The 18,028-nt window shown below is 71.6% G+C and carries 15 protein-coding genes; 10 read left to right on the top strand and 5 right to left on the bottom strand.

All coding sequences use genetic code 11. The features are described 5' to 3' along the window. The first annotated feature begins 738 nt into the window (after positions 1–738). The 4 genes from ABD371_RS29660 to ABD371_RS29645 all read left to right on the top strand — a co-directional run bounded on the left by ABD371_RS29660 (position 739) and on the right by ABD371_RS29645 (position 3,402). The gene (locus tag ABD371_RS29660) at positions 739–1,695 is read left to right on the top strand and encodes a hypothetical protein (protein ID WP_344483630.1); all 957 of its coding nucleotides are present in this window, start codon (positions 739–741) and stop codon (positions 1,693–1,695) included. Between the two features lie 293 nt (positions 1,696–1,988). Continuing rightward, complete coding sequence (locus ABD371_RS29655) at positions 1,989–2,264, top strand: CopG family transcriptional regulator (RefSeq protein WP_344483627.1); 276 nt, start codon at positions 1,989–1,991, stop codon at positions 2,262–2,264. Then, positions 2,261–2,683 carry a PIN domain-containing protein gene (locus tag ABD371_RS29650; RefSeq protein ID WP_344483624.1) on the top strand — a complete coding sequence of 141 codons (423 nt, stop codon included), beginning with the start codon at positions 2,261–2,263 and terminating at the stop codon, positions 2,681–2,683. The genes ABD371_RS29655 and ABD371_RS29650 overlap by 4 nt, the downstream gene beginning before the upstream one ends. Positions 2,684–3,228: 545 nt before the next feature. Then, positions 3,229–3,402 (top strand): hypothetical protein, encoded by a 174-nt coding sequence (locus tag ABD371_RS29645; protein WP_344483621.1) that lies wholly within the window; start codon positions 3,229–3,231, stop codon positions 3,400–3,402. A 12-nt stretch (positions 3,403–3,414) separates the two neighbouring features. Here ABD371_RS29645 and ABD371_RS29640 read toward each other — a convergent pair whose 3' ends face one another. From ABD371_RS29640 to ABD371_RS29630, 3 genes are all read right to left on the bottom strand, one after another. Continuing rightward, on the bottom strand, positions 3,415–4,995 hold the full coding sequence (locus tag ABD371_RS29640; RefSeq protein ID WP_344483727.1) for a sulfite oxidase: 1,581 nt from the start codon (positions 4,993–4,995) through the stop codon (positions 3,415–3,417). Between the two features lie 94 nt (positions 4,996–5,089). Next, entirely contained in the window at positions 5,090–5,845 is a 756-nt protein-coding gene (locus ABD371_RS29635) for an anti-sigma factor (RefSeq protein ID WP_344483618.1), read from the bottom strand. Continuing rightward, the gene (locus ABD371_RS29630; RefSeq protein ID WP_190126215.1) at positions 5,842–6,426 is read right to left on the bottom strand and encodes a sigma-70 family RNA polymerase sigma factor; all 585 of its coding nucleotides are present in this window, start codon (positions 6,424–6,426) and stop codon (positions 5,842–5,844) included. Before ABD371_RS29630 ends, ABD371_RS29635 begins: the two co-directional genes overlap by 4 nt. A gap of 259 nt (positions 6,427–6,685) precedes the next feature. Here ABD371_RS29630 and ABD371_RS29625 point away from each other — a divergent pair, with 259 nt between their 5' ends. The 6 genes from ABD371_RS29625 (at position 6,686) to ABD371_RS29600 (ending at position 11,823) form a co-directional block, all read left to right on the top strand. Then, positions 6,686–7,276, top strand: a complete 591-nt coding sequence (locus ABD371_RS29625; RefSeq protein ID WP_344483614.1) for a lytic polysaccharide monooxygenase auxiliary activity family 9 protein — start codon at positions 6,686–6,688, stop codon at positions 7,274–7,276. A 133-nt stretch (positions 7,277–7,409) separates the two neighbouring features. Beyond that, positions 7,410–8,834, top strand: a complete 1,425-nt coding sequence (locus tag ABD371_RS29620; RefSeq protein ID WP_344483611.1) for a DUF2252 domain-containing protein — start codon at positions 7,410–7,412, stop codon at positions 8,832–8,834. Positions 8,835–8,919: 85 nt separating this feature from the next. Next, entirely contained in the window at positions 8,920–9,420 is a 501-nt protein-coding gene (locus ABD371_RS29615; protein WP_344483608.1) for a SigE family RNA polymerase sigma factor, read from the top strand. Next, on the top strand, positions 9,410–9,829 hold the full coding sequence (locus tag ABD371_RS29610) for a hypothetical protein (RefSeq protein ID WP_344483605.1): 420 nt from the start codon (positions 9,410–9,412) through the stop codon (positions 9,827–9,829). Before ABD371_RS29615 ends, ABD371_RS29610 begins: the two co-directional genes overlap by 11 nt. Before the next feature lie 83 nt (positions 9,830–9,912). Continuing rightward, positions 9,913–11,151: a hypothetical protein gene (locus ABD371_RS29605; protein WP_344483602.1), complete on the top strand. Its 1,239-nt coding sequence runs from the start codon at positions 9,913–9,915 to the stop codon at positions 11,149–11,151. Between the two features lie 129 nt (positions 11,152–11,280). Then, a complete protein-coding gene (locus tag ABD371_RS29600) occupies positions 11,281–11,823 on the top strand; it encodes a hypothetical protein (RefSeq protein WP_344483599.1) in 543 nt (180 codons plus the stop codon). A gap of 4 nt (positions 11,824–11,827) precedes the next feature. Here ABD371_RS29600 and ABD371_RS29595 read toward each other — a convergent pair whose 3' ends face one another. Together ABD371_RS29595 and ABD371_RS29590 are read right to left on the bottom strand one after the other, a co-directional pair. Then, positions 11,828–12,715: a hypothetical protein gene (locus tag ABD371_RS29595; protein ID WP_344483598.1), complete on the bottom strand. Its 888-nt coding sequence runs from the start codon at positions 12,713–12,715 to the stop codon at positions 11,828–11,830. Beyond that, positions 12,712–17,949 (bottom strand): caspase family protein, encoded by a 5,238-nt coding sequence (locus ABD371_RS29590; RefSeq protein ID WP_344483597.1) that lies wholly within the window; start codon positions 17,947–17,949, stop codon positions 12,712–12,714. Before ABD371_RS29590 ends, ABD371_RS29595 begins: the two co-directional genes overlap by 4 nt. Positions 17,950–18,028: the final 79 nt, after the last annotated feature.

Raw genomic sequence — 18,028 nt, 5'->3', positions numbered from 1 at the left:
TCGGCTCGACAGGAGTCGCCTGATACGGCGTGTGGGAACGGCAACCGCGTCACCTCCACCACGATCCCCAGCGGACCCCCGTTGTTGGGACGGCTGTCCACTTCGGGCGCGTTCGCTCCGCCTGCGAAAGGATTACAAGCCGGCCGGACCATAAGCCCTGGTCGATTCCAGATGGCCGACGCGTTCTGGTTTGCATTTCTGGTTGCCCCCTCCCCCGCCCAGACGGGCCCATCCTTCGACGTTAACACCTGGTGAGGCATTGACGGAGGATGCGGGATTCGAACTCCTGGCGGGTTGTCATCCGTGAGACACGCCCACCAACTACTGCGGATCCACAGGAGTGCCGATAGCACACCAGTTTCAGCAAGGCAAAGCCCTAGACACCCTTGCCAACCCCTTTGCGCCAGTTCAGAGGCCCATTGATGAGCCGCCTGAGACGCCTTTGAGGCGAAGAGAGAACTCACGATCAGGAAACCTGCCAACCGGGCATCCTCGAACTCAACAAGCATCGATGAAGGAGGGTCACCGATGCCATGCGTTCCACGAAATAATCGATCAAAAAGATCCACATATGCACGGCAAAACGATCCAACGCAGCCGGGTATGGACAGATGCGAAGATCGGTGCCTAGTGATGCAGCCCGGCAGTAACATCCCGAGGAGGGTTGCGGTCGAGTGGGCAGATCGCACACCAATGCGTCATGCCGCGAAACACCACCACACGAACAGGTGATACAGCGTGATCGAGAAGAACGAAATCCACCCTCCCGTGCGCACCGAGATCACCAAAGTGACACGCGAGACATGCGCGGAATGGATGAAAAACAGGACATGCAATCGAGTCCCGCTAAAGCGCTCCAACATCGATAAATTCAAAAGCATTCTTCGCAGCGGACAATTTCGCACCACTCATCAAGGTTTTGCGCTCGACTGGCACGGCTGCTTGATTGACGGGCAGCACCGGGCTGCCGCGATCATCGAGACCGGCGTGACGGTGACCGCGCAGATCACATACAACCTCAACCCTGACACATTCGCGGCCATCGACGGTGGACGCGTTCGCACCGCCGGCGACTTTGTCGCACAGATCACTGAAATGAAGCAGAGCAACTCAAACGTGTACGCCGCCGCCCTCAAGATTCTCTCGAATCGCTCGGCAGGTCTGCACTGGACACGGTGGACCACTGGGAAAGTAACAGCCGAGCAGCTGCGGGAACTGGTGACAAAGTGGCCCGTGCGTGAAGAGCGAATCTTCAGCATGGTACGCAAGGGAAAGCAATGCCATTCCAGTGCAACGGGACTGACCGTCGCGCATCAAATCATCACCGAGGAATGGCCTGAAGAAGTCGCGAACCTTTTCTTCGACGGTATCGGCGAAGCAAGCCGAGAGTTCCTCGGACGAGACCCTCGGGCAATTTACACGAACACCATGATCAATGTTAATCGCGGAGTCATCAGCCGGGATAGCGTCCAGCAATCAGCACAAGCCATCAAGGCATTTAACGCTCTCGTCGTCGGAGAATCCATCGGCACTCTGAAGAAGATGAAAATGGGCGGCGTGAAAAACGTCATCGACCGGAGGACCGGCGAAGAGACCCGGCAGCAGTACCTTGCTGACCGTTTCCCAGAGGTCGTTCCGCCAACCCTCAGCGTCAGCGAAATGTGGCTCGGGAGCGACATCGTGAAACCGCGCTGAAGCGGTAGGCACCAAGTCTCCCCTCAAAGCACTACGGACCGACTCGGAACCAAGGTAGACAGCCAAGCCTATGCGGCATCTTCGGGATGTCCACGAATAAGTTTCCAGCGTGAGCGATACGCAATGGCCTTGGAAGGACTTCAGGGCCATCTGCCCGACTGGGCAACGTCTTGAGCACGCCGCGTCGGTCGTCTCAGCAGCCCTCCCCCGCAGGACAGTCAGGACTCAGCACTGCGGCGCTTCATCGCGAAGGATCTGGTAAGGCAACAGATATGCGGAGTATGGTAATTCATATGGCGACAAAGAAGGTAACAGTGACGATCCCCGAGGATCTCCTTGAAGAGATCCGGGCGGAGGCTGCTGAGAGAGGTCTGTCGGCGTACGTCGCCGAGGCGCTGCGCTTCAAGCGCGACCGCGACCGGCTCAGAGAACTTGTGACCTGGCTGGAAGAGGAACACGGGTCGGTCACGGAGAACGAGCGCATGGCGGTGCGTGACGAACTGGATGATCTCGATGCCGAGCACAAACGCCGCCAGGCCAGGAAGAATCGCGCGGGAGAAGCCGCGTGAAGAGGCAGATCAGTGACAACGGCCCACCACTGCGCATCTTCGTACTCGACTGTGAGGCCCTGTCGCTCGCCGTACGCGGAGATCGAATGATGATCGCCCGGCTCAAGCTGGCTGCTGACGGCGAAGCCGAGGTGGTGACCTCTCCGATGACGCTCGTCGAGGCCTACGACGGCAGAACCACCGAACAGCGCTGGGACTGGGTTCTCTCACGCATCACGGTGGCGGACATAGGAAAAGAACAAGCTCGAGAAGCCCGCCGGCTCCTGGCCGATACGGGACTGCACGGTCACAAGTACGCGATCGATGCCGTACTCGCTGTCATCGCACGGCAGCAGAGAGGGCAGGTCACGATCTTCACCTCCGACGTGGAAGATCTGGAACGGCTGGTACCTGACAGGATCATCGTCAAGAAGGTGTGATCTCGGCTTGGTCTCAGTTCTGGTCTCATTCATCGGCACAACGATCGCCCCGGTCGTCGCCAGGACAATCGTGACCAGCCCCACAGCGATCCGAGCAGCAGACCTTCCGCCGACCGGGTCCTCAGAACGAACCCGACCGTCGCGGCCACCTGAGCAGCACGGGCACCGCAGGGAATCTACGGGCGGCCCGGGGCCGCCCGTAGAGCACTGCCGCTTCTGCGGGCCATCATGCACGATCGGAACCGGGCCGATTCCTGGCTGGCGGCTCAGGGCGTGGGCACAGACATCGGCGGTGTGGGGCGGGCGTGGTACGGGCGTACGGGAGCGGCTGTCGGTCGGCTAAGCCTGCTGAACCGGTCGGCGGCGCTCGGGCTCGCGCAAGATGTGGTGGTGTGTCCGCATCGCGTGGAGGTGGCGGTTCCGATGGTGTAGTGGGCTCCACCGCGGGGTGGGTGGGGGCACCGGTGTGGTTCGGGGGCGGGTGGGAGAGGCTGGGGGGGCCGGCCGGGGGGTCGGGCTGGCTTGTATGTGAGGGGAACTGCTCCGTGAGAATCGTCCTGTGGGTGACGTTCGCCGCCTCTGTCGTGGCCAATGTCTATGTCAACAACTTCGCCGGTCTGGAAGGGGTCGCGCACGGCGGGGCCCTGGCCGGTGTCGCCGTGGTGCTGGTGGGGTCGGTGGTGGGGCTGTGGCGGACCAAGGAGAAGCGGGGGGTCTGAGCGGGGAGACCGTCAGTCGACCGTCACGACGACCGAGTGGCGGCCGCTGGCCCCGTCGGGGACCGTGCGGGTCCGTTGCGCGGTCTGTACCCGACCGTCGCCGTCGGTGGCGCGCACGGTGAGGGTGTGCGGGCCGGGGGTGGCACGCCAGGGCAGGGACCACTGCCGCCAGGTGTCCCGGGTGTCCTGGGCCGCGAGGTCGGCGGGCCGCCACGGGCCGTCGTCGATCCGGACCTCGACCCGCTCCACGCCGCGCCGCTGGGCCCAGGCGACCCCCGCGATCGTCACCGTGCCCGCCCGGGGCCGGGCGAAGGGCTTGGGAGTGTCGATACGGCACTGGGTCTTGACGGGGGCCCGCCGGGCCCAGCCCCGCTTCACCCAGTACGGGTCGTAGGCGGCGAAGGTGGTCAGCTCCAGCTCCCGGATCCACTTGCACGCCGAGACATAGCCGTACAGCCCCGGCACCACCATCCGGACCGGGAAACCGTGGGCGAAGGGCAGCGGCTCGCCGTTCATGCCCAGCGCGAGCAGCGCGTCCCGGCCGTCCATGAGGTCCTCGACCGGGCTGCCGATGGTCATGCCGTCGACCGAGCGCGCCACCAGCTGGTCGGCGGAGCCGCCCCGGGACGGCGGTCGTACCCCGCACTCGGCGAGCAGTGGGGACAGCCGTACGCCGATCCAGCGGGCGTTGCCCGTGTAGGGGCCGCCGACCTCGTTGGAGACGCAGGTCAGCGTGATGTTCCGCTCGATCAGCTCGCGCCGGAGCAGCTCGTCGTAGGTGAGGGTGAGCGGGCGGGTGACGCCTTCGCCGTGGATGCGCAGCCGCCAGCCGGCGATGTCGACCCGGGGGACGACGAGGGCCGTGTCGACCCGGTAGAAGTCCTTGTTGGGCGTGATGTACGGGCTGATGCCGGGGGTACGGAGCCGTGCGCCGGCCGGTACGGGGGCGGCGGGGGACCCGGGGGCGGGGAGCGCGATCCGGGCGCGGGAGACGGCGGCGTCCCTGCCGCTCGCCCCGTTGAGCGAGCGGCCCAGCGCGCCGGCCCCGGTGGAGACGGCGGCGGCGGCCGTGGCGGCGGCGATGAACGCCCGCCGGTCCCAGCCGCCCGTGCCCGCGCCGCCCCGGCCGGTTTCCGGGAGGCGCGAGGTCAGTACGTACAGGAGCGCCGCTCCGGTCAGGCCCCCGGCCAGGGAGGGGAGGGCGTCCGGGAGGCCGGTGGAGTCGGGGCGGGTGGTCGCGGCGAGTGCGCCGAGCGCGCCGAAGAGGAGGACCCCGGCCGCGCCCGTACGGCGGTGGCGGGCGGCGACGGCCCCCAGCGCGAGCGCGAACAGCAGCAGGACGGCGAGGATGCCGAGGATCAGCACCAGCTTGTCGTTGGCGCCGAAGGTGCGGATCGCCCAGTCCTTCAGCGGCGCGGGCGTACGGTCGACGGCCGCGCCGCCGACCGCGACCACCGGCCCCGCCTCGGGCCGTACCGCCGCCGACACCAGCTCGGCCACGCAGAGGGAGAGATACGCGGCGAGGACCCCGGACAGCGCGCCGGGCGCGGTGCGCCGCCGCCGGTGTTTCAAGGTCTTCCGCTCCTGGCCCACGTCCTGGTTCACGTCCTGGTTCACAGGGGGAATCCGGTGCCGGGCGCGGTCCGGATTGGTCCCGCGCCCGGCGGCCGGAAAGCCCCCGGCTCCCTCAGCCGAAGGCGATGGCCATCAGCGGCGCGGAGGTCGGCCGGGGCGAACCCCCGGCGGGCTCCACGGTGACGCCCATGCCCTTCGCCCCGTCCACCGGCCCGGTCATGAGGACCGCCTCGGTGGAGCGGTCCGGGTCCAGCAGGCCCGCCGGCCGCATCGTCCCGGCGTCGTCGTACCAGAGCTGGTAGACCTTGCCGGCGGGCGGTCTGGCCATCCCGTCGCCCGTGAACACGGCCCTGTCCCGCTCCCGCGAGACGACGACCGTGCCGCCCGCGCCGCCGGGGAGCGACGCCCGGTGCGTCCGCGCGTCCGGCGCGCCCAGCACCTCCGCGAGCCGGTCGAGACGGACGCCCGCCGCCCGGGCCCGGTCCTGGGCGCGCTCGGCCTCCTGGTGCTGCCACAGCGCGGTGCCGCCGAGTCCGGCGGCGACCACCAGACAGGCGGCCGCCACCCAGTGGGACAGCGCGGCGGCGCGGCCCGGGAGGGAGCGTGCGGACGTACGCCGGAGCGGGGCCGTACGCGGATTCTCCTGCCGGACCGTGCCGATCCGGGCCATGACCGCCGCCTTGAGCCCCGGCGGCGGGGTGACGGAGAGCGCCAGCCCCAGCCGGGCGGCCACGGCGGCCAGCTCCCTGGTCTCCTGGGCGCAGGGGGAACAGCCGGTCAGATGGCGTTCAAAGGCGGTCCGCTCGTCCTCGGGCAGCGCGTGGAGGGCGTACGCGCCCGAGAGCGTGTGGACGTCGACGGCGCTCATACGCTCACCCCCAGGCAGTCGCGGAGCCGGATGAGCCCGTCGCGCAGCCGGGTCTTGACCGTGCCGAGCGGGGTGGAGAGCATGTCGGCGACCTCGCGGTAGGTCAGTCCCCGGTAGTAGGCCAGGGTCAGCGACTCCCGCTGGAGTTCGGTGAGGGTGCGCAGACAGCGCCGTACCTGCTCGCGTTCGAGTCTGGTCTCCACCTCCTCCTGGACCTGGTCGAAGGCCGGGGTGTGCCCGAGCCGGGCGGCCTTCTCGTCGCGCGCCGCCGCCGCGTGGGCCGAGCGGACCCGGTCGACGGCCCTGCGGTGGGCGAGAGTGAGCACCCAGTTCATGACGGTCCCCCGATCGGGGCGGTAGCGGGTGGCGGTGCGCCACGCCTCGGTCAGCACTTCCTGGGCGACTTCCTCGGACTGGGCGGGGTCGCGCAGCACGCTGCGCGCCACCCCGAGCACCGGGCCCGACACCGCGTCGTACAGGGTGGCGAAGGCCTGCTGGTCGCCCCTCGCGACCAGACTCATCAGCTCTTCGAGATCCGGGCCGGTCGAGGGGTTCCGGCCGATGTGGACCGCTTCTGGCACGCGGCGTTCCTCTCCAGACAGACGGGACGGTACCGGGTTATCCGGAGCGGACCGGCCGGCGGATTGGTCGAGGACCTCGGCCGAGGGTCCCGGCCGGGGGGACGGCCGGCGGGGGACGGCCGGCGGGGGACGGCCGGGGCCGGAGCGCAAACCCCCCGCATTGGTATGGACATGCTCAAGTCACGGAGTTAGCCTCGGACTTGGTCTAGACCTGAACTGCGCCAGCCTGGCACCCCTCACCCCCACCCAGGAGCGAAGCATGCGCAGAAAGATCAGCTCAGCCCTGCTCGGTCTCGGTATCGCCGCCGTCTCCGTACTCGCCACCACCGGCAGCGCGCAGGGCCACGGCTATGTCGACTCCCCCATCAGCAGGCAGCAGCTCTGCGGCAAAGGCACCGTGACCGGCTGCGGTCAGATCGTGTGGGAGCCCCAGAGCGTCGAGGGCCCTAAGGGCTTCCCCGGCAGCGGGCCCGCCGACGGCGCGATCTGCTCCGGCGGCAACGGCCGCTTCTCCGAACTGGACAACCCGCGCGGCGGAGCCTGGCCCGCGACCCAGCTGAGCAGCGGCCAGAGCCACACCTTCACCTGGCGGCTCACCGCACGCCACAACACAGCCGACTTCCGCTACTACATCACCAAGGACGGCTACGACCCCACGAAGCGGCTCACCCGCGCCGACCTGGAGCCGCAGCCCTTCCTCACCGTGCCGTTCGGCGGAGTCCAGCCGAACGAGACCGTGAGCCACTCGGGCACCCTGCCCCGGAAGTCCGGCAAGCATCTGATCGTCGGCGTGTGGTCCGTCTCCAACACCGGGAACGCCTTCTACGCCTGCTCCGACGTGCGCTTCTGACCAAAAGCACAGCCCGCGCACCCCGTGCCCCGGCTCCCGCGCCGGGGCACGGTCCCGCGCCGCCGACCGGGATGCGGCCTCGGGTCCGCACCCCATAATGGACAAATGGGGGCAGCGGGAAACGAGGCCAGCCATGACCAAGGCCAAGGGCGGCCCGGGCGCGCACCCACCGCACCGGACGCCCCGCGAGCGGGCGGACCGGGGCCGGGCGGCGCGCAAGGCGTCCCCCAGATCGGCCCACGCGGAGTTCGCCCCCGCCGCCGGGCGGCCCGATCCGGTGGACCTGATCGAGGAGCAGTCGGCCGTACGGGTGCCGGAGCTGGTCCCCATCCGCTACGGACGGATGTCGGAGTCGCCGTTCCGCTTCTATCGGGGCGCTGCCGCGATCATGGCGAACGATCTGGCCGCCTCGACCCCGTCCTCCGGCATCACCGCGCAGCTGTGCGGAGACGCCCATCTGCTGAACTTCCGGCTGCTCGGCTCCCCCGAACGCCGGCTGGTGTTCGACATCAACGACTTCGACGAGACCCTCCCCGGCCCCTGGGAGTGGGACGTCAAACGGCTCGCCACCAGCCTCGTCATCGCCGGCCGGGAGAACGGCTACCCGCCGAAGGAGCGGGCCGCCATCGTCCGCGCGGCCGTGGGCTCCTACCGGACCCGGATGCGGGCGTACGCGGGCATGGGCAATCTGGCGGTCTGGTACGACCGCGCCGACATGGAGGAGCTCCAGGCCGTCGCGGCCGGCCGGCTCGGCTCCCGGGGGCGGACCCGGCTCGGCCAGGCCATGGCGAAGGCCCGTACCCGCGACAGCCTCAAGGCCTTCGGGAAGCTCACCCACCTGGTCGACGGCGAGCGCCGGTTCGCCGCCGACCCGCCGCTGCTCGTGCCGGTCGACGACCTGCTGGAGGGCGCGGAGCGGCACCGCTTCGTCCGGGAGCTGCAGGGCCTCGTCGAGCGCTACGCCCGGAGCCTGTCCACCGAGCGCCGCCATCTGCTCCACCAGTACCGCTTCGCCGACATCGCCCGCAAGGTCGTGGGCGTCGGCAGCGTCGGCACCCGCTGCTGGGTCCTGCTGCTCCTCGGCAAGGACGACGAGGACCCGCTGATCCTCCAGGCCAAGGAGGCCGGCGAATCGGTGCTCGCCGCCCATGTGGGGGCGAGCGAGTACGACAACCAGGGCCAACGGGTGGTCGCGGGACAGCGGCTCATGCAGGCCGTCGGCGATGTGTTCCTCGGCTGGGACCGGGTCACGGGCCTCGACTCCCTGCGGCGCGACTTCTACGTACGCCAGCTCCACGACTGGAAGGGCATCGTGGACGCCCAGATCATGGTCCCGCGCGGTATGCGCGTCTTCGGCGAACTCTGCGGCCAGACCCTCGCCCGCGCCCACGCCCGCTCCGGCGACCGGATCGCGATCGCGGCCTATCTGGGCTCGGGCGACGTCTTCGACCGCGCGCTGAGCGAGTTCGCCGAGAGCTACGCCGACCAGAACGAACGCGACCACGCGGCGCTGGTGAACGCCGCCGCGACGGGCCGGGTGACCGCCACGCCCGGCTGAGCCTCGCGCAGGGGTACGTACGTGTGTACGGCGGCGGGCGTAGCGTTTGCCCCGTACCCCGATCGCCTGCGAGGAGAGCCGACGTTTGACCGAGGAGGAGTTCGCCGAGTTCTACACGCGCTCGGTCCACCGGCTCACGGGCCAGCTCTATGTGATGACCGGCGACTTCCACGAGGCACAGGACGTGGTCCAGGAGGCCTTCGTCCGCGCCTGGGGCAGACGCGGACGGCTGGAGCGGGACCTCGGCCCCGAGGCCTGGGTGCGGACCGTGGCCTGGCGGCTCGCGGTGAGCCGGTGGCGGCGGGTGGTGCGCGGGCAGCGCGCGTGGAGCAGGCGTACCGACCCGCCGGCGAGCGACGGGCCGGAGCCGGGCATGGTGGATGTGGGACGCGCGCTGCGCCGGATGCCGCCCAGACAGCGGCAGTGCGCGGCGCTCTTCTACGTCTGCGATCTCTCCGTGGAGCAGGTGGCGGCCGAGACCAGGCTCTCGACCGGCACCGTCAAGACCCATCTCTCCAGGGCACGCGCCAAGCTCGCCGATTCCCTCGACCGTCCTTCGCACTCCGGGGAGAGCAGTGAAGTCTGACCACGACGACTGGGTGACCGCCGAGCTGCGGCGGGCCGCCGACCGGGCCGCGCGGCGGGCCCGGCCGGCGGGCGTCCCGGCGATCGCCGCGAGAGCGCGCGCGTACCGCCGCCGGCGGACGCTGGCGGTGTCCGGGGCGGGCGTCCTGTGCGCGGCGGCCTCGCTGGCCGCGCTGCTGATCCCGGGCGGCGGACCGGCCCCCGGGCCGCCGACGATGCCGGCGGAGATCCCGGTCACGGCGACCCCCCTGCCAGCCCCGGAGACCGGCCCGCCCACGCCCACGCGCGCGACCGGCACACCGGAGGCGAGCCTGTCGCTCCCGCCCCGGGGGAGTACGCCGACGTCGCCGACACAGAGCCCGCCGCCCACCGGAATGGCCCGGGCCCCGGAGCACAGCCCGACACCCTGACCGGTGTGATGCGCGTCTCATATGTCAACCCCGTCCCCGCCCCCCCGCGTAAGGCCGGAAGAACCTGACCTTGCGAGGAGCCGATGGCCAACCAGACTCAGACCGACCTCCGCCCACCCCTGGCACCGACCCCGCTGCCCCGGCCCGCGCGGCGGACCGAGGGACGGCCCGGGGTGCGTGCCGGGGTGCGGCCCGGGGCCCGGCACCCCGGCCTCGCCCGTACGGCGTGGAACGTGTCGGCGGTCTACGCCGTGAGCACGGCCGTCCATCTCCTGATCCTCGCGGCGATGACCGCGCCGCACGGCCCCGGGGTCCGGGAGCGGCTGCTGGCCTGGGACGGGCTGCTCTACATATCCATAGCCGAGGACGGCTACCCCCACGGTCTGACCCGCGACCAGAACGGCGAGCTGACCGGCAACAACCTCGCCTTCTTCCCGCTCTTCCCGCTGCTGGCCCGGTGGGTGCACCAGCTGACCGGCATCGAGGCCGGCTCGGCCGCCCTCCTCGTCGCGCATCTCTCCCTGCTGGGCGCGCTCCTCGCCGTGCACCGGCTGCTGATCCGGCTGTACGGCCCGCGCACCGCGACCATCGGTCTCGTCCTGCTGGCGGGGGCCCAGCCCATGGCCCTCACCTTCCTGATGGCCTACAGCGAGTCCCTGTTCCTCGCGCTGGCCGCCGCGTCCCTCCTCTTCGCCCACCGCCGGCACTGGCTCACCGCCGGCTCCCTGGCCCTCCTCGCCGGCCTCACCCGCCCCGCCGCCCTCGCCCTGGTCCTCGCCCTCGTCTGCGCCGTCCTCCTGGAGATCCGCCGCACGGGCCGCCTCTCCTGGCGTCCCCTCACCTCCGTCGCCCTCGCCTGCGCCGGCACCCCCGCCTATCTCGCCTGGGTCGGCAACCGCTCCGGCCAGCTCAACGCCTGGTTCGAGATCCAGCAGGCCGGCTGGGGCACCCACTGGGACAACGGCGCGGCCTTCGCCGACTTCCTCACCGGCGTCTTCCTCCGCAGCGGCGAATGGGTCCCCCTCAGCACCGCCGTCCTCCTCGTCGCCGCCGTCTGCGCCACCGCCCTCGCCTGGCGACGCGACGCCTGGCCCCCACTCCTCGTCTACGGCACGACCGTGCTCGTCCTGACCCTGGGCCAGAGCAACTTCTACCACTCCAAACTCCGCCTCCTCGTCCCCGCCGTCCTCTTCCTCATCCCCCTCGCCCGCGCCCTGGCCCGCACGAGCGACCGCAGCGTGGTCGTCGTCCTCACGGTGTCGACGCTCTTCGGCAGCTGGTACGGGGCGCACATGCTCACGACATGGCGGTACGCGATCTGAGCGGCGGGCGACCGGCGCGGACGGCCGGCACCCCGGGACCCTGCCGAACGGGGGCGATTCACCCCGTACTGACGGCTTGTGGGCCGCCCGGCGGTTGCCGGCACAGGTTTGTCCGCCATACTGCTCGCCGTGGAGCAGAAGCACATAGGACCGAGCAGCCCGCCGACCCACGCGGCCGGAGTCGACCCGGCGTTCATCCCCGGGCTCATGCCCGCGCGCGCCGCCGAGGAGCCCGAGGACCGGGTGCCCGAGGTGCCCGAGGTGCCGGAAGTGCCTGAGACGCCCGGGGAGCCGGAGGCGCCGGAGGCGGAGGGCGCGCGGGAGGAAGAGCCCGGGGAGGAGCCGGAGGAGGTCGCGGCGGAGGCGGAAGGGGCCGATGACGGGCCTGTCTTCGAGGTGTCGGACCGGCGGGGCGCGATCGTGGCGGACCGGGGCGGAGTGGTGTTCCGGCTGGACACGGAGGAGGCGCGGTTCGGGTGGGGTGAGATCAAGGCGGTGGAGTTCGACACGCCGAGATTCGGCCGGCGCTTCAGTGTGACGGTCTACACCTCGCCCCAGCGGTGGTTCCAGAACGAGGTGGAAGCGCCGTCGAGGGCCGACCTCAAGGCGTGGTCGCGGGAGCTGGACGCGGTGCTGGACGTCCGTTTCGACGACGGCGAGAAGCAGGCCTGAGCCTTCAGCGCCGAAGCGCTCGGGCGATCGCGGCGCCGGTCTCCCGGGCGGTGAGGTAGGGCCGTACGTCGTGGGCCGTGGCCCCGTTGTGCACGAGGACGTCGTGGACGCGCTCGCCGAAGAGCGGGGCGAGGGTCTTCGTCAGGGCCACGGCGTCGCCCCGGTCGGCGATGTTGACCCAGTGGCGCACCGGGGGCGGCCAGGCGGCGGGGCCGCCGGCCGGCGGTGGGACGAGGCGGTCGAAGACCAGGTTCCGGACGCCGAGCGGGGAGCCCATGGTGATCAGGGTGAGGGCGGGCCGCCCGGGGCGGGCGCACAGGGTCTCGTAGGCGACGACGGAGCCGAGGGAGTGGGCGACGACGACCTCGGTCTCGTCGGTGAGGCACTCGGCGAACCGCTGCTGGACGGCCGCGCGGATCGCGGGCTCGGTGAAGTAGCGGCGGACCTGGCGGGCGCTGGAGATCATGAGCCGTTCGGCGATCCCGGCGAAGAAGACGGAGTGGCTGAGCGCGTCCAGGGCGCGCTGGACCAGCCGGGGCGTACGCAGCCGGGCCGCCGCCTCCGGACCCGCCACCCGGTTCTCCTGCGCGGCGGCGGACTCCCACCAGCCGAGCAGCAGTTCGGTCTCCAGGCCCTCCTGGACGTCGGAGGCGTCCAGCTCCGGGACGCCGAGACCCCGGTGCCCGGCGGGGCGGAAGAGGTCCCCGTAGAAGGCCATGGAGACCTGCTCGCGCACCAGGTCCGGCCGCCCGGTGTCCCGGCCGGCGTCCCCGCCGAGGTCCCGGCCCGCCAGGGACAGGCCGTCGGCGAGCGCCGGGTACCAGGCTTCGAGCAGGGTTTCGGCCCCCTTGGTCTCCTGGGCTATCCCGTGGACGAACACGACCCGGCTCATCGATTCCCCTCCCTCTCGGCCGCTCCGACGAGATCGAGGCGGAGCACGGCCGCCCCCATGTCGGTCGCGACGCTGATCTGTCCTGTCCCGTCGGTCGAGATGTCGACGATTCCGCTGCCGATGTCGATCTCCGCCGTCCAGGAGGACGAGCGGGTGTCCCAGACCCGCAGCAGCCCGTACCGGTCCGCCGCGATCAGGGCGGGAGCCCCGCCGATGCTGGTGAGACGGATCGCCCGGGCGGCGGAGGGGAAGGGCTCCAGCTCCACGCCGAGACCCTCGCCGCCGACGAGGTCCGAGAACCTCAGCCGTCCGTCCCCGGCCCCGGTCACCACCGTCTCCCGGCCGTCGAGCAGGCCGATCTCCAGACCCAGCGCCCCCATCACATGGCCGGTGAGCGGCCGTCCGAACGGTTCGCCCGTACGCAAGTCCCACAGGCGTACCGTCCCGTCGTGCGAAGCGCTCGCCACCAGATGCGTGCCGCCGACCGCCACCGCGCGCAGCGTCATGATCTCCGAGGTGTGGCCGCTCATCGAGGGGCAGAGCGGAGCCTGGGTCCGGGCGTCCCAGGCGTGGAGCGAGTGATCCATGTCCACGGACACGACCACGGCCCGGCCGTCCACCATGTGCAGACAGACCCGGATCGCGGTCCCGGAGCGGCGGGTGAGCCGTCGGCGGGAGGTCAGGCTCCAGACCTCCGAGTACAGCCAGCCGCCGCGCACCAGCAGCGTCTCGTCCCCGCAGCGGGCGGCCGTCACGTCGTAGACGACGGACACGCCCGAGGGGATCTGCGGCGCGGTCTGCCGTCCGTCGGCCAGATCGTGGATCCGGACGGTGCCGTCGAAGCCACCGGTGACGACCAGCGCCCGCCCGGACGGTTCGGCGACGATGTCCGCCGACACCACCCGCTGGTCCTTACCGCTCAGCGGCTCCCCCACGGGAAGCATCGCGTCCACGTTCCAGACCCGGACGTCCTGCTCGTTGGCGACGACGGCCACGGACACCCCGTCGACCCGGCCGAACACCGGCGCGGACCGCGTCGTTTCCGGGCTCCTGACACTGAGGCTCTCCAGCGGCGGCCCCTGGGGGCGGCCCGTCCGCAGCTCCCAGATCCGGACGGTGTCGTCGCGAGCCATGGACGCCACCACCTCATGACGCCCGACGCGCCCGAGACTGGCGGCGGTGACCAGGCCCGTATGGCCCTGGAACGGGCCGGCCGCCTCGACGCCGGTCAGCACGTCGTGGACGAAGATCCCGTGGTCCTCCAGGGCGGACAGCACCACCGGACGGCCTCCCCGGAACGCCACCCCCACCGCCCTGGCGGACGGAGTGATGTCCTCCACATTGAAGTACCCCTGCGGCCGGGACGGCCGGGACGCGTCGCGCCCCCGCACCCGCCAGACGTACACATGGTCCAGCGCGGTCGCGAGGACGATCTCCAGCAGGGGTCCCGAGGAGCGCACGGCGAGATGGCGCACCCCTCCGACATGCCCCACCAGCGGAGCGCCGAGGCGCGCGCCGGAGACCGCGTCCCAGAGCCGTACCGTGCCGTCCTCGCCCCCGCTGACCACCACGGGCCCGCCGTCGAGCACCCCGAAGGCCACGCACCGGACGGTGTTGGTGTGCCCGGCCAGAACCCTTCCGGGACCGCACCCGAGCGGCCCCCACAGCCGGACGTCGGTGTCGGAGCCGCCCGTCGCGACCGTGGTCCGACCGTTGATCCCCGTCATGGCAACAGCCATGACAGGCCCCGAGTGCCCTTCCATGGGCGGGCCGAGCTGCTCCCGGGTGCGCAGGTCCCAGAGCCGGGCGGTGCCGTCCTCCGCGCCCGTGACCACCGTGGGGCGGCCCTCCGTCTCGGCGTACGCGAGCGCGCGGACCGGACGGGTGTGGCCGGCCTCGGGCCGGTCGGCGGTCAGGTCCCAGATCCGGGCGGTACGGTCCACTCCGACGGTGACCGCCAGCGCGGCGTCCGCACGGTCGGTGAGGGCCGCCGCCTCGATGTCCAGGACATGGCCGCGCAGCGGCTGCCCCAGCTGCTGGAGGGTGCGCGGGTCCCACAGCCGGACGTCCAGCCGTCCGGAGGTGAGCGCCACCGGACGGCCGTCGAACACTCCGGTGACGAGGGAGCCCACACCGCTTCTCCCGCTGTAGACATGGGCCGCGACCGGCTCGCCCAGCTGACGGCGCTGGCCGAGGTCCCAGCGGCTGAGCATGCCCGCCTTGTCGCCGACCAGGGCCACGGTCCGCCCGTCCAGCCGGATGAGGCTCACCGCCGTCACCGACTCGGCGGGGCCGATGAGCGGGCTGCCGTCGAGCCGGGCGTCCCCGCCCCGGAACACCTCGCTGAGATCCCAGACATGGACGGCCTTGTCGGCGCCGCCCGTGACCGCGACCGGCCGCCCGTCCAGCTCGCCCAGATCGGCGTCGAGGACGGTGCGCCGGTGCGCGCTCAGCTCGCTCCCCAGCTGCCGCCGGGTCTCCAGGTCCCAGAGCCGGGCGGTGCCGTCGGCGCTGCCGGTCAGCACCACGGGACGGCCCTCGACCGCGCCGATCACCACCGCCGTGACGTTGTTGGTGTGCCCGGTGAGCGGCTCGCCGTACTCCTGGCCCGCCGAGAGGTCCCAGATGCGGACCGTGCCGTCCACCGCTCCGGTGAGGGCGACCGTGTAGTCGCCCAGCTCGCCGACGGCGACCGCGCCCACCCCCGCGCCGACCGGCAGCGGTTCGCCGATCTGCCGCTGGGACGTCAGGTCCCAGAGCCGGGCGGTGTCGTCCGCGCCGCCGGTCACCGCGATCGGCCGGCCGTCCAGATCGCCGATCGCGACACAGGTGACGCGCCTGCGGTGCCCGCTGAGCAGCCGGTGCGCCCCGCTCGTCGACCACCAGGCCCAGCGGGCCGTCCACGGCAGCGGGACGGAGAGCCCGGAGATACGGTCGGCCAGCCGGTCGGCCTCGCAGCGGCGGGCGGAGAGCTGGAGGTCGGCGGCGCGCTCGCCGAGCGGGCGGTCGGCGGTGAGACGGTGGGCGACCTGCTCGTACGCGCCCCGGATCCGCCGGGGCTCCTCGCCCTCGACGGAGACGAACGCCCGCAGCAGCGCCAGCGGTTCGGCGGCCAGCAGAAAGCCGGGGTCCTCGACCAGCGGGGTCAGCCGGCCCGCCGCGGCCGCGTGGGTGGCGAGATACAGCCGTACGTAGGACACGGCCGCGAACCAGTCGGGGCGGCCGTCCGGGGCCTTCGGCACCAGTGAGCGGAGGGCGTCGACGATCGCGCGCTGGATCTCCTCGGAGGAGCGGTCGGCGCTGGCGCGCAGATGCTCGGCGAGGGCCTTGTGGTAGAGCCGGTAGGCCGACCGCCGGTCGTCGTCGATGACTTCGGCGATGTACGCCTCGCCCACGTCCAGCACCCAGGAGACGTCCGCCTCGGTGCAGGGCACGCCGGAGATCACCGAACTCAGCTCCGTCCAGACCCGGCCGCGCGGCAGCCCCTTGCCCTCCGAGAAGGCGAGGGCCAGCAGCATCCGGCGGACCCTGGGCTCGTCGGGGCCGAAGCGGGCGAGATAGTCGTCGAAGGCCTCGCCGACCTCGCTGGGCAGATCGTCGGCCCAGCCGGGCCGGGAGACGTCCACCGCCCCCGGCTCGGAGCGGAGCGTGCGCGCGGTGGTCCTGGCGTACAGATAGACGCCCGAGGCCTTGCGGGCGACGCCCCGGGCCACCGTCCGGGCCAGTTCGGGGCGGTCGCGGTACGGGGTCTGGGTCTCGGGTTCCTCGGCGGCGAGGAGGACCCGGGTGACATAGCCGGTGACATCGTCCTCGCCCGCGCGGTATCCGGGCAGGTCCAGATCGAGGCAGTTGAAGGTGGGGCCCAGCGGCGCGACCAGTTCGTGGCGGGTGCCCACCAGGAGGCGTACGCCCTGGATCTCGGACATGGGGCGGAGCAGTTCGCGGGTGATCCGGCGCGGTTCGCCGTGGCCGCCGGAGTCGGCGGCGGTGTCCGAGCCCGCCTCGTCCACGGCGTCGACCACGATGACCAGCGGCGGGCCCTGGCGGCCTCGCCGGGTCAGCTCCTGGAGGAGGTCGGCCGTACCCTCCGCCGGGGTGTCCAGGGCGGCGGCGATCCGTTCGACGACCTCTTCGAGGCGTTTGTGGCGGGCGTGCACGGCGGCCGTGACGCACCCCTCGGGGACGACGGTCTCCGCGTCGGCTGCGGAGAGGTCCATCCGGGTGCGGTAGCGGCCGTCGGAGAGGGCGACGATCCGTCCGAGCACCGCCGACTTCCCGCAGCCGGGACTGCCGGTGACCACCCGGCCCCGGCCGTCCCCCTCCGGCGCGGTCAGCCACTCGACCAGCTCGGTCAGGACGGTGACCCGGCCGCTGAAGTACAGCCCCTGCTCGGACTCGAACTCCACACCGCGCGAGCGCGGGCCGAAGTGCTCGGTGAGATCCCGTTCGGCGACCCGGCGCTGGACTTCGAGGTCGGTGCCGAGCGGCGGCAGCTCCTCGCGGAAACCGGAGTGGGGGAGGAAGGGGGCGAGCCCGGTGACCAGCCCGCCGGCCAGTTCGGCGCGCTGGCCCCGGCCGTCGGAGTCGAAGCGCTCGTTGACCGCGCGCACCAGCTCGGTGAGGTCCAGATACTGCTGGCGCTGGCCGGTGCGTTCCGTGGTGGTCTTCACGGCCTCGATGAGCGCTCCGGTGAACGCGCCGTCCTCGGCGATGTCCTTGCGCCGGGCGGAGGAGAGGAACCACAGGCCGGTGGAGGCGTCGGAGCCGGTGTTGCGGTACGCGATCGACTGGAGGGCGACCGTGGAGGCCTCCGCGCCGCCCGCGCCCGCCGCGCAGGTGTCGAGGATCAGCAGCAGATGCCGGAGCCCGCCCCGGCAGAGGATGCGTACGAGATCCTCCGTGGCCAGGCCGGTGGCGGCGAGGTCGCCGTCCTGGGAGTCCCAGCAGAAGAGATAGTGCCGGTCGCGGTCCTCCACCGAGCCGTGTCCGGCGTAGTAGACGACGAGGACGTCGTCGTCGCGGAGACCGGCGTCGGCCGACCAGTGGCGCAGCTTCTGCCGGATCTGCTCGGCCCCCTCGTACTCGCCGAGTCCGGGGAGCACCGGCGTATGGCCGAAGGAGGCGAAGAGGTCCCTGGTCTCGCGGATGTCGGAGGGGACGGAGTCCAGCTGTTCCCCGGCGGGCAGACGGCTGTAGCGACCGCTGCCCAGACCGATGAAGAATCGTCGCCCCACCCAGCAACCCCGCCCCACTCGTCGCGTGTTACGCGTCTTCCGGACCCGCGACGACTGTATCCACCGGTACGGCGTCGCG

It is taken from the genome of Streptomyces amakusaensis, from assembly GCF_039532665.1.
Taxonomy (GTDB): domain Bacteria; phylum Actinomycetota; class Actinomycetes; order Streptomycetales; family Streptomycetaceae; genus Streptomyces; species Streptomyces amakusaensis.
This window is presented reverse-complemented; position numbering and strand designations above follow the sequence as displayed.

Excerpts from the sequence above, each read along its gene's own strand:
- ABD371_RS29635 (WP_344483618.1), bottom strand. The coding sequence starts at position 5,845 with ATGAGCGCCGTCGACGTCCACACGCTCTCGGGCGCGTACGCCCTCCAC.
- ABD371_RS29605 (WP_344483602.1), top strand. The coding sequence starts at position 9,913 with ATGGCCAACCAGACTCAGACCGACCTCCGCCCACCCCTGGCACCGACC.
- ABD371_RS29625 (WP_344483614.1), top strand. The coding sequence starts at position 6,686 with ATGCGCAGAAAGATCAGCTCAGCCCTGCTCGGTCTCGGTATCGCCGCC.
- ABD371_RS29620 (WP_344483611.1), top strand. The coding sequence starts at position 7,410 with ATGACCAAGGCCAAGGGCGGCCCGGGCGCGCACCCACCGCACCGGACG.
- ABD371_RS29595 (WP_344483598.1), bottom strand. The coding sequence starts at position 12,715 with ATGAGCCGGGTCGTGTTCGTCCACGGGATAGCCCAGGAGACCAAGGGG.
- ABD371_RS29655 (WP_344483627.1), top strand. The coding sequence starts at position 1,989 with ATGGCGACAAAGAAGGTAACAGTGACGATCCCCGAGGATCTCCTTGAA.